This window comes from Gilliamella sp. W8136 (genome assembly GCF_016101285.1).
GTDB classification, from domain to species: domain Bacteria; phylum Pseudomonadota; class Gammaproteobacteria; order Enterobacterales; family Orbaceae; genus Gilliamella; species Gilliamella apicola_N.
In genome coordinates this window covers 43,271-55,973 of the sequence record NZ_JACFQU010000012.1, presented here as the reverse complement: position 1 = coordinate 55,973, position 12,703 = coordinate 43,271, and the positions used below count along the sequence as shown (strand labels likewise).

Sequence of the window (12,703 nt, the reverse complement as noted above, 5' to 3'; positions counted from 1 at the left end):
TAAAACTAAACAGGGCTATTGCCCTGTTAATATAATAGAATATTGATAACTATTTAAATTAATAAATTTTAGAACCCTAGTTAGCGTTACATGAAGCTGGCGTTAATTTTACGCTAAATAATTTTTCATCATCAATATAATAATTGTGAACAGCGCCATTTGGAAAAGCATCCCGGAACTCTTTAACTTGTTGATTGTCGCTACAATAAACTTTCTTCAAATTTTCAGACGTCATTTTTTCTGTTTCAGAAATTTGTAATTGGTCTTTAGATGCCTTAATAACATATCGATAATTAATAGAATTATCATCTTTAAAAATATCTACTAAACTGGTTACGGAATCAACTTGATAAGGAAGAGATTTTTTCGCATCACTAATAATTATGTCTTGTGTTTTAGTAAGCTTTTCTGCTTCATCTTTTTTTGCTTTCTCACTGTTATCACAACCAAACAATCCTAGACTTATTAAAACTAATGTTGTTATTTTTATAACTTTCATATTTATTCCTCAATTATTCATATTTTCAATATTATCAGATACTTTCTTAAGTATGTTTATGTATATAAAATATTGCCCACTGTTAATCTTATTTAAAATTACAATCTAATAACAACATATTATAAAACTGGTTAACTTTTATAAATAAACCTAAACAGCCAAAAATTGTTTTACATTAAAACATCACAATTAAAAAGCATCCTAACTTTTAAAAAAGTGTGGCTTATTGTACAAAATAGCGGCTAAAACTCAATAATTATTAGCTATATGCTTAAAATAAAAATTAAATTTCTTGTCTATCTTTTTTAAATGCAAATTTAAACAAACTCATGCGTATAACACATTGACAAAACTGAAATTATTTACGTAATTAATCATTCCTTTTTAAACAAAATGATGCAATTTTTGTTTCCAATTGAAATAAAAGGGCTCGAATGGCCCTTTTTAACAATAATTGATAAGTTCAAAATTATTTAGCATCACAATCACTAGGTTTTAAATCAAGTGTTAAAACTTTTTCTCCATTTAGGTAATAATTATGACTTGCGCCATTTGGAAAAACTAATTTTATGGCATTGATAGTCGCATCTTTACTGCAATAAAGGGTATGCAAACCATTTGAAATATTTTTTTGATTGCTTTCAGCTTGAAATGCGTCTTTAGTTATATTTTTTACATCATATTTATAACTAATAATATCGTTTCCTTTTGTTACATCGACTAATGTTGAATTTTGATCAACATCCAAAGGTAATTTTAAACTTAAACCTTTGATTATTGCATCTTGAGCAAGACTATAATTACCATCTTTTAAATTATTGAGGGCATCTTGAGTTGCAGATTTGGTTTGTTCATATAGTTCTGCTACTTTATCGCTAACCTTTGAACTCGTTTGCGCAACTTGTTCTTTGATATTATTAACTGTTGGTTTTGAATTATCACAATTTACTAAAAAAAGCCCCATCATTGCCAAAGTAATTACTTTAAATGTTCTCATTGTTCTGCCCTTATTGGTTATAAGTTCCGTATAGTTACTATTATGGTTTTGTATAATAGTGGTTAATTTAAAAGGAAATTAATTACTTAAACATGCAGTAAAAAGGCTCTTACAAGCCCTTTTACTGTAAAAAATATTAATTAATATGCATACCACCCGTTACACCATATGTTTCAGCTGTGGTATAACTTGACTCTTCAGAAGCTAAATGTACATATACACCAGCAAGTTCAACAGGTTGTCCTGCACGTTGTAATGGTGTTTGTTTACCAAATTCAGGGATAACGTCACTCGGTTGACCGCCACAGATTTGTAATGGCGTCCAAATTGGTCCTGGCGCTACACAGTTAACACGAATACCTTTGCTGCTTAACTGATTAGCTAAGCCACGGGTAAAGGCAATAATTGCTGTTTTAGTTGCCGCATAATCTAATAAATTGCCGCTTGGTTGATAAGCTTGAACAGAGGAAGTAGTAATAATCGTTGACCCTGGTTTTAAAAACCCTAAAGCCGCTTTAGTAACCCAGAAAAGTGAAAATACATTTATTTCGAATGTTTTTTTAATTTGTTCTGTGGTCAGTTCCATTATATCTTCCACAGCCGTTTGCTTACCAGCAACTAGGGTTAAATTATCTAATCCCCCCAACTTTTGATGTGCTTGTTCAACTAATTTTTTACAAAATGCCTCATCACTTAAATCACCAGGAATTAATACCGCTTTACGACCAACAGCTTCTATAACCTTAACCACATCTTCAGCATCTTTTTGTTCATAAGGAAGATAATTTATTGCCACATCAGCACCTTCTTTTGCATAAGCAATAGCCGCAGCTCGTCCAATACCTGAATCACCACCTGTTACTAACATTTTGCGACCTTCTAAACGACCATGACCTTGATAGGTTTTTTCGCCACAATCAGGAATCGGATCCATTTCACACTGTAGAGCAGGTGCTGCTTGTTTTTGTTTTGGAAATTTATCATGATGGTATTTTGTAAGAGGATTACAAATTTGTTTACTCATTATATTCTCCTAAGTTAACTATGTATTTGTACACAAATTCAATATAACTTAAATAAAATCAATTAGTAATCACAAAATCCTATTGTTAAGCCTATTTTAAATCTTTAAAATAACCAATTAATTCAATAAATTATATTCAATGACTATAAAATTTGAATATTTGTTTCTTAAAGCTAAATCATGTTGCTTAATGTTATCCTCTGTCTATTTAAGTTAATGAATAAAAAGAGGCAGAATATTATTAAAGGTGGCATTCCTTGATTGGCTTGGCGGGGTCACTGAAAGTAGTATTACCAAAGCCATGAGTGTTGCATAATCTTGCACCTCTCTCAGTTTAGCAAATTAATTTTAACTAAGCTAGTTATTACAAATTTTGCATTTGTAATTCGATTTATTGATAAATTTATATAAAGAAGATTAAATGTAATTATAGTAATTAAAACAGCTTTAACAATGATTAGCCAAACCATCATTAATATCTGTTTTTTTTATTTAAACATAATTAGATGTTTGTTTTCCAAAACTATAATTAAACAATGATAAAATATCAATTATCATTCAATGTGTCGTATTAACCTACCAAAATCACATTTTTATATTGAAACGTTTTATACTGAAATGTATAGTTAACCTGAAACTTTTTTACAATCTATTTCTAACACGTTATAAAAGCGAAAAAAATAGTTGCACTTTTTTTTAAAACGAGTATTTTGTTTAAAATAATTTTTAAAATGACGAAAAAGTTTATTAACACATATTATGAAATTTTCACTTAAAAACGTCCTTATCAACATTATTGTCAGCGTGGTCATTATTCCAACGCGGGGGCGTTTTTGAATAAAAATATGTTTATACATAAAATCAAAAACCCCGCTCCAAACAGCGGGGTTTTTTTATGAACAACGATTGGGCAAAAAAGAACAAGTGAGGAATAAATGTTAGGAACACAGTGGATAGTAAAAACCTTAAAAGAAAAAGGCGTTACCACCGTTTTTGGATATCCGGGTGGACAAATTATGCCTCTCTACGATGCTTTGTATGATGGAGGTATTGAACATGTATTATGTCGTCATGAACAAGGCGCAGCCATGGCAGCAATTGGTTATGCTCGTTCAACTGGCAAAACGGGGGTTTGTATTGCGACATCAGGCCCTGGTGCGACTAATATCATTACTGGACTTGCTGATGCATTAATTGATTCTGTACCTATTGTTGCCATAACGGGGCAAGTTCCAACTAATCTAATTGGTACGGATGCTTTTCAAGAAGTAGATGTTCTAGGATTATCCTTAGCTTGCACCAAACATAGTTATTTAATAAATGATGCTAAACAATTGCCCAATACATTAGAAGAGGCATTTAATTTAGCCAACTCAGGCAGGCCGGGACCAATTTTAATTGATGTTCCGAAAGATATACAGCTTGCCAATTTAGATTATCAACAATATTTAGCACCATCTTTAATAAAAAACAGTCCTGATAAAACACAATTATATACCATTCCTCCAGAAACAATAAAACTCGCTAAACAAATGATCGCTCAAGCCCGAAAACCGATGCTTTATATTGGGGGTGGTGTTGGACTTTCAGGCGCTATATCAGAATTGAAAGATTTTATGACATTGACTCAAATCCCAACTGTTTCAACATTAAAAGGATTGGGAGTTGCTGATATTAATAATCCTTATTATTTAGGTTTAATTGGTATGCATGGCGCTAAAGCAGCCAATTTAGCCGTACAAGAGTGCGATTTACTTATCGCCTTAGGTGTACGGTTTGATGACAGAGTTACAGGTAATCTTAATGAATTTGCCCGTCATGCAAAAGTGATCCATGTCGATATTGATCAAGCCGAAATCAACAAATTACGGCAAACACACTTAGGATTACAAGGTGATATTAAGCAGGTTTTACCATTGCTTAATCAAACTGTATCAATCGAAGCATGGCATAAAAAAGTGGATGAATTGAAAGCACAGCATCCTACACGTTATGATCATCCTGGTGAAGCCATTTATGCACCAGCATTATTAAAAACCATTTCCGAACGTAAGTCAGCCAATACGATAATCACTACAGATGTTGGTCAACATCAAATGTGGACAGCCCAACATATGCGTTTTAATCATCCACAAAATTTCATTACCTCAAGTGGATTGGGCACGATGGGATTTGGTTTACCAGCAGCGATTGGCGCACAAATGGCTCGCCCTAATGATTGTGTAATATGTGTATCGGGTGATGGATCATTTATGATGAACGTCCAAGAACTAACCACTATAAAACGTAAAAAATTACCGGTTAAAATAGTATTAATTGATAACCAACGTTTAGGCATGGTTCGTCAATGGCAAGAGCTCTTTTTTAACGAAAGATATAGTGAAACTAATTTATCAGATAATCCTGATTTTTTAATGTTAGCAAAAGCATTTGAGATTCCGGGTGAAATAATTACAAAAAAATCTGAAATTAATTCTGCACTTGACAATATGTTTAATTCATCTGGTGCATATTTATTGCATGTGCGCATTGATGAATTAGAAAATGTATGGCCATTAGTACCACCAGGCGCAGCTAACGAAAACATGCTCGATAAAAGTTGCAAGGAGTAAATGATGAATCAACAAATACAACATCAATTGACCATAAAGGCTAACGACACGTTAGGTACATTGGAACGTATTTTACGTGTTGTTCGTCATCGCGGTGGACATATTGAATCTATGCAAATGCAAACCATTGAAAATAATTTACTGATTTTGACACTCAGATTAACTATTGAAAGAGATCTTTCAATGTTACAAAACCAAGTAGCTAAATTAGAGGATGTTATTTCAATAGAATAAAAAACTTTACAGATAATTTATCGGTAAAACAAAAAGTTAAATTAAGATATGTCAATATTTTAGATATTAAACAAACAAGAAATTATTGTATAATGTTTGACGTTTAATTGATAAAAGCATAAAGCAAGATACATGCTAAACAAAAGTAAAATTTAAGAGGAAAACAGAAAATGAGTACTACAGCAAAATCTGATTATATTTGGTTTAATGGCGAATTGGTTCCATGGGCAGATGCTAAAGTGCACGTAATGTCACATGCACTACATTATGGTACATCGGTGTTTGAAGGTGTTCGTTGCTATAATACACATAAAGGACCTGCTATCTTTCGTCATAAAGAACATGCTCAAAGATTATTAAACTCAGCCAAAATTTATCGTTTTCCTGTTCCATATTCTCTTGAAGAAATTATGGAAGCAACACGCCAAACTATCAAAAAGAATAATTTAGAAAGTGCTTATATTCGTCCATTAGTATTTATCGGCGATGTTGGTATGGGCGTTATACCTCCAGCAGGTTATAAAACGGATGTCATGATTGCAGCATTCCCATGGGGAGCTTATCTTGGTGAAGATGCCTTAGAACAAGGTATTGATGCAATGGTATCATCATGGCATCGTTTTGCACCAAATACCATTCCAGCAGCAGCAAAAGCCGGCGGTAACTACTTATCATCATTACTCATCGGATCAGAAGCTCGCGCTAATGGCTTCCAAGAAGGAATTGCGTTAGACGTAAATGGTCAACTTTCTGAAGGTTCAGGTGAAAATCTATTTATCGTTAAAGATGGTATATTATTTACACCGTTATTATCTTCATCAGCACTGCCGGGGATCACTCGTGATGCTATCATCACCCTTGCACGTGATTTAGGTATTGAAGTACGTGAACAAACACTATCCCGTGAATCACTCTATTTAGCTGATGAAGTCTTTATGACAGGTACTGCCGCTGAAATTACTCCTGTTCGTAGTGTTGATCGTATCGAAATCGGTATTGGTCGCTGTGGTCCAATTACTAAAAAGCTCCAGCAAACATTCTTTGGTCTATTTAATGGTCAAACTGAAGATAAATATGGCTGGTTAGATCTAGTTAAATAAGGGATATCAGTTAGAGATCCTCCAGTTAACACGGCGGATTTTTTTCAAGAATGTGATTCACTTTATAGCATCATGTAAAGCAAGATATCGTTTTGAATGGTAACTTGAATAATAAAAAGTTGGGAGCAAGAAATGCCTAAATATCGTTCAGCAACATCCGTAGAAGGTCGGAATATGGCTGGAGCCCGTGCATTATGGCGTGCAACGGGCGTTAAAAATGAAGATTTTGGAAAACCTATAATTGCAGTCGTTAACTCATTTACGCAATTTGTACCGGGACATGTACACCTAAAAGATATTGGGCAGCTTGTCGCCAAACAAATTGAGGCATCGGGTGGTATTGCTAAAGAATTCAATACTATTGCAGTAGATGATGGTATCGCCATGGGGCATGGTGGTATGCTTTACTCACTTCCATCACGAGAATTGATTGCTGATTCTGTTGAATATATGGTAAATGCACATTGCGCTGATGCCATGATCTGCATCTCAAATTGCGATAAAATAACCCCAGGTATGTTAATGGCGTCACTTCGCCTCAATATTCCAACAGTATTTGTATCGGGCGGTCCAATGGAAGCAGGTAAAACAAAATTATCTGACCAAATTATCAAACTCGATCTTGTTGATGCTATGATCCAAAGTGCTAACCCAAATGTTAGTGATGCCGACAGTGAAGCCATTGAGCAATCTGCCTGCCCAACGTGTGGATCTTGCTCAGGTATGTTTACTGCGAACTCCATGAACTGTTTAACAGAGGCCTTAGGTTTATCACTACCAGGGAATGGATCACTTGTTGCCACGCACAAACAGCGAGAACAATTATTTCTTAAAGCAGCTAAACGTATTGTAGAAATTACTAAACGTTATTATGAACAAGATGATGCGTCTTATCTACCGCGATCTATTGCAACCAAAGCCGCTTATGAAAATGCTATGTCATTAGATATTGCCATGGGTGGATCAACTAATACAGTATTGCATTTACTAGCCACTGCTCAAGAAGGTGAAATTGACTTCACCATGTCAGATATTGATAGACTCTCACGCAAAGTACCACATTTATGTAAAGTAGCTCCAAGTACTGCCAAATATCATATGGAAGATGTCCATCGGGCTGGTGGTGTGGTATCAATTATGTCTGAACTTGATAAGGCTGGATTGCTTAGACGCGATGTTCACAATGTACTTGGACTGACTCTGCAAGAAACGTTTGCACAATATGATATTACCCAAACTAATGATGAAGCTGTGAAAAAAATGTATCGTAGCGGACCAGCAGGGATCCGTACAACTAAAGCTTTTTCACAGGATTGTTATTGGGATACGCTTGATGACGATCGTGAAAATGGTTGTATTCGTGACAAAGCCCACGCTTATAGTCAAGATGGTGGGTTAGCTACGCTTTATGGTAATGTTGCTCAAGATGGTGCAATTGTCAAAACCGCCAGTGTTGCTGCTGAAAACTTAGTTTTTCGAGGACCGGCCAAAGTATTTGAAAGTCAAGAAGATGCTGTCGATGCAATCTTAGGTGGTAAAGTGATTGCTGGTGATGTTGTAGTGATTATTTATGAAGGTCCTAAAGGAGGACCGGGTATGCAAGAAATGCTTTATCCAACCAGCTATTTAAAATCAATGGGTCTTGGCAAAGCTTGTGCACTTATTACAGATGGTCGATTTTCAGGTGGATCATCTGGTTTATCGATCGGACATATCTCACCAGAAGCGGCTAATGGTGGTTTGATAGGATTAGTACGTGATGGTGATATTATTGATATTGATATTCCTAACCGTAAATTAGTTTTAGATGTACCTGATGATGAACTTGAAAGACGACGTGTAGCAGAAATTGCTCGTGGTGATAAAGCTTATACGCCACATAATCGCAACCGCTATGTGTCATACGCACTGAAAGCTTACGCGAGTTTAGCAACTAGCGCAGATAAAGGTGCTGTTCGTGATAAAAGCAAACTAGGTGGCTAACTGTGAAACAAGAAGATAAAAAACTTACTGGCGCTGATTATTTAAAAGCAACACTTTGCAGCGCTGTTTACGATGTGGCAGATGTCACACCACTTGAAAAGATGGAAAAAATCTCATCAAGAATAGGAAACCAAATCTTTGTTAAACGTGAAGATCGGCAATTAGTCCATAGTTTTAAAATCCGTGGAGCTCAAGCAATGATTGCCAGTCTTAACGAAGATGAACGTAAATGCGGCGTGATTGCCGCATCGGCTGGAAATCATGCACAAGGCGTTGCTTTTTCGGCAACAAAATTAGGCATAAATTCGCTTATTGTCATGCCGTTAACTACAGCAGATATCAAAGTTGAGGCAGTCAAAGAATTTGGTGGTGAAGTACTTTTATATGGTGCTAATTTCGATGAAGCCAAAGCAAAAGCAATGGAATTAGCCAAAGAACAAAATCGAATTTTTATTCCTCCGTTTGATCACCCATTGGTCATCGCTGGCCAAGGCAGCATTGCCATGGAATTACTTCAACAAAATGCCAAACTCGACCGTATTTTTGTGCCTGTCGGGGGGGGAGGACTTGCTGCAGGCATTGCAGTATTAATTAAACAAATTATGCCGACAATCAAAGTTATTGCGGTCGAACCTTCTGATGCAGCCTGTTTGAAAGCTGCACTTGATGCAGGTAAACCCGTTGATTTAAGTCGAGTTGGGCTATTTGCTGAAGGTGTTGCCGTTAAACGTATTGGAGATGAGACATTTAGACTCTGCCAACAATACATTGATGATATTGTTACCGTTGATAGCGATGAAATTTGTGCTGCAGTAAAAGATTTATTTGATGACGTCCGCGCCATTGCTGAACCATCAGGTGCGGTTGCACTGGCAGGATTAAAAAAATATGTTAATCAACATAATATTCGTGGTGAAAATCTAGCACATATTTTGTCTGGTGCAAATTTAAACTTTCACAATCTGCGTTACATTTCAGAACGTTGTGAACTTGGTGAAAAACGCGAAGTGTTATTGTCGGTGACTATTCCTGAAAAGAAAGGTAGCTTTTTAAATTTCTGTAAATTATTAGGTGGACGCTCAGTAACGGAATTTAACTATCGTTATCATGACGATAAATCAGCCTGCATTTTTGTCAGCGTCAGAATCTCGAAAAGTAATGAAAAAGAAGACATACTACAAGAATTAACGGCTGCGGGATATCCTGTTGTAGATTTATCTGAAGACGAAATGGCAAAACTTCATGTTCGCTATATGATTGGTGGTAAACCGTGTAAAACGATTCAAGAACAAGTTTATAGCTTTGAATTTCCTGAATCACAAGGTGCATTACTTAAGTTTCTACAAACATTAGGAACAAATTGGAATATTTCCATGTTCCATTACCGTAGCCATGGCACAGATTACGGAAGAGTACTTTGTGCTTTTGAAATTGATGAAACAGATAGCAATAAATTTGCTCAACATTTAACTGAGCTTGGTTATGGTTTCCATAATGAAACACAAAATTCATCAATTAAACTTTTTCTTACCAACTCGCTTTAAAATAATGATGACCACCCTTTTTACTCTGGGTGGTCTAATGGGGATCAATTTTTAGTTCTGTTATATACGTTTCGCTTAAATGTAAAAGATGTTACTATTTATGCTATCTAACCTATTAATAATATAACAAAAAAATAGACTAAAACGTTATGTTAACCTCAAACTTTTTTACAAAAAAGTGATTAACATAGCAAATAAATTTATAAAGGCATGCATATGATTAGACTAGCAACAATAGGTAGCAACTGGATCACAGAAAAATTCATTGATGCCGCATTACAAACTCAACAGTATCAACTTGCAGCTATTTATTCACGAGATAGAGATAAAGCTCGCCAGTTTGCACAAAAATATAATATTGATGTTATTTATGATGATTTAATACAATTAGCTAACGATACTAACATTGACGTAGTCTATATTGCTAGCCCGAACTCACTACACTTTGCACAAGCAAAGTTAATGTTAGAAAACAATAAAGATGTTATTTGCGAGAAACCTTTAACTTCAAACTTAGTGCAAACTCAAAGATTATTAGATATTGCGAAACAGAATCAACAAATCATTTTCGAAGCACTAAAAACCTATTACTTACCTAATTTTGAATTAATTCGAAACTATCTACCTAAATTAGGAAAAATACACAAAGCTTTATTAAATTATTGTCAATATTCATCACGGTACCCTAGTTATTTAGACGGTGAAAATCCTAACACGTTTAATCCTCAATTCTCAAACGGCTCAATCATGGATATTGGTGTTTACCCCCTTAATTTTGCAATAGGCTTATGGGAAAGACCGAGTTCAATATATGCCAGTGGCACACAACTTGATTCCGGAGTTGATGCTCATGGTACGGTTTTATTAAATTATGATGACTTTGATATTATTATTTGGCACTCTAAAGTCACTAATTCATCTATTCATAGCGAAATACAAGGTGAAGATGGCACTTTAATCATTAAGCACTTATCTGTTTGTGAACAAGTATTCTATCAACCAAGACAAGGAGAATTACAAGAAATAACCCTTACACAAAATAGTAACGAAATGTATTATGAAGCGCTAGAGTTTGCTAATCTCTATCAACAAAGACAAATAAATCATAAAGGGCTAAAATATTCTTTGATTTCATCACAATTATTGACTGAAATAAGAAAGCAAATCCATGTAAAATTTCCAGCTGATAATGAATAAAATTTAAAGACAGCTTATAACATTAAATAGGTTTGGTTTACCGTTCATGCTTTGCTTCTATCAGGTTGTTTAAATGTAATTGATATTTACAACTATGCTAACTGAACACACTGAGTATAGACGAATATTCTTGGACTGTTTAAATTTTCTTAGCAAAAATTATCTATTTTAAATTATCATTTAATTAGTTTTCTTAATATTTATGATTAAACAGATCGCTAGGAAATTTTCAATGAAATGGTGAATATGACTTATATTGCAGCACCAATTTTTATCAGAAAATATAAACCTTTGTAAGCAAATAATCTAATATATTACTCAATATGTACATCAATTCCTTGTTTTTGCTGAATGTTAACAAATCGAAATAATTCAATAATATTTCGAATATGTTCAGTTATATTTTCAAGTACCTATTTTAATATCATTAAAAATGATTATTTGTGGCTTATTTTAAAAAATAATGCCACAAATGAATAATATTAAGCCTATACTCTAATTGAGTAATGGTAAAAAAATATTAGTTTAAATTAATATGCTCAATATAACCTTTAACAATTTCAACACTGTTTGCAAATAACTGTTTTTCCTTTTCAATAAAATTGAGTTCAATAATTTTCTTGATACCATGTTGGTCAAGTATGGCTGGTACACCAATAGCAACATTTTTGTAGCCATATTCACCGTCTAAAATACAACTAAGTGCTAAAGCTCGGTGACTATTGGTAAATATATGTTGGCAAATTTCGGTGATAGTACTAGCAATCCCATATTCAGTGCAATGTTTTCGTTCCATGATTTCAAAACCCATTTTTCGGGCTTGAGTACCGATTTGAGTAAAATCAATTTTATTTTTTTCTAATTGATTTAAATTGATACCATAAATCGAGGAATGTGACCAAACAGGGAATTGAGAGTCACCATGTTCACCAACAATAAAAGCATCAATACTTTGTGGACCAATATCCATTTTTTCACCCAATAATCGACGTAATCTTACCGTGTCAAGCCAAACTCCTGTACCAATCACACGGTGACGAGGTAATCCAGATAATTTCCAAACTTGATAAGTGATGGCATCACAAGGATTTGTCGCGACTAAAAAAATACCTTTAAATCCATTCTTCATCATATTAGGTATAATACTGGCGATAATTTTGGATGTTCCGTCTAACTCTTCTTTTCGGCTTTTTTGGGCTAGTCCTGATGTAACGGTGATAATAACAATGTCGATATCTGCACAATCAGTTGATTCGCGCAAGCTAACTTTAATCATATTTTGTCGATAGGCTGCTGCATCTAATAAATCTTGCGCATGTCCATATGCTAATTCTTTATTAAGATCAACGAGTGCGATTTCTTCACAAATACCTCGATTAACAAATGTATAAGCGGTTGTTGAACCAACATTACCAACGCCGATAATCATCACTTTTCGTAATTTCATGCTGCCCCCAATTAATTTCGGTGTATTCAAACATAAAGTTAATTAACTTTGTTCAATATTTATTCA

At 34.4% G+C, this 12,703-nt stretch carries 10 protein-coding genes; 6 read left to right on the top strand and 4 right to left on the bottom strand.

Annotated features, from left to right (window positions below; genetic code table 11):
* Positions 1–76 precede the first annotated feature (76 nt).
* The 3 genes from H3T96_RS09315 to H3T96_RS09305 form a co-directional block, all read right to left on the bottom strand.
* A complete protein-coding gene (locus tag H3T96_RS09315) occupies positions 77–499 on the bottom strand; it encodes a hypothetical protein (protein WP_144092378.1) in 423 nt (140 codons plus the stop codon).
* A 469-nt stretch (positions 500–968) separates the two neighbouring features.
* Positions 969–1,496, bottom strand: a complete 528-nt coding sequence (locus H3T96_RS09310; protein ID WP_086327314.1) for a hypothetical protein — start codon at positions 1,494–1,496, stop codon at positions 969–971.
* A 136-nt stretch (positions 1,497–1,632) separates the two neighbouring features.
* Entirely contained in the window at positions 1,633–2,520 is an 888-nt protein-coding gene (locus tag H3T96_RS09305; protein ID WP_144092376.1) for an SDR family oxidoreductase, read from the bottom strand.
* 935 nt (positions 2,521–3,455) lie between these two features.
* Between H3T96_RS09305 and ilvG the strand changes: the two genes are divergently transcribed.
* The 6 genes from ilvG (at position 3,456) to H3T96_RS09275 (ending at position 11,190) form a co-directional block, all read left to right on the top strand.
* A complete protein-coding gene (gene ilvG, locus H3T96_RS09300) occupies positions 3,456–5,132 on the top strand; it encodes an acetolactate synthase 2 catalytic subunit (RefSeq protein ID WP_144092374.1) in 1,677 nt (558 codons plus the stop codon).
* 3 nt (positions 5,133–5,135) lie between these two features.
* A complete protein-coding gene (gene ilvM, locus H3T96_RS09295; protein ID WP_065738802.1) occupies positions 5,136–5,366 on the top strand; it encodes an acetolactate synthase 2 small subunit in 231 nt (76 codons plus the stop codon).
* A 170-nt stretch (positions 5,367–5,536) separates the two neighbouring features.
* The gene (locus tag H3T96_RS09290; RefSeq protein WP_065602053.1) at positions 5,537–6,466 is read left to right on the top strand and encodes a branched-chain amino acid transaminase; all 930 of its coding nucleotides are present in this window, start codon (positions 5,537–5,539) and stop codon (positions 6,464–6,466) included.
* 132 nt (positions 6,467–6,598) lie between these two features.
* Positions 6,599–8,449 (top strand): dihydroxy-acid dehydratase, encoded by a 1,851-nt coding sequence (gene ilvD, locus H3T96_RS09285; RefSeq protein ID WP_144092372.1) that lies wholly within the window; start codon positions 6,599–6,601, stop codon positions 8,447–8,449.
* A gap of 2 nt (positions 8,450–8,451) precedes the next feature.
* Positions 8,452–9,993 (top strand): threonine ammonia-lyase, biosynthetic, encoded by a 1,542-nt coding sequence (ilvA, locus tag H3T96_RS09280; protein WP_039128576.1) that lies wholly within the window; start codon positions 8,452–8,454, stop codon positions 9,991–9,993.
* Positions 9,994–10,209: 216 nt separating this feature from the next.
* Positions 10,210–11,190 (top strand): Gfo/Idh/MocA family protein, encoded by a 981-nt coding sequence (locus H3T96_RS09275; protein ID WP_144092370.1) that lies wholly within the window; start codon positions 10,210–10,212, stop codon positions 11,188–11,190.
* A 520-nt stretch (positions 11,191–11,710) separates the two neighbouring features.
* On the opposite strand, the gene H3T96_RS09270 is transcribed toward H3T96_RS09275, so the two are convergent.
* Positions 11,711–12,637: an L-lactate dehydrogenase gene (locus H3T96_RS09270; protein WP_144092368.1), complete on the bottom strand. Its 927-nt coding sequence runs from the start codon at positions 12,635–12,637 to the stop codon at positions 11,711–11,713.
* Positions 12,638–12,703: the final 66 nt, after the last annotated feature.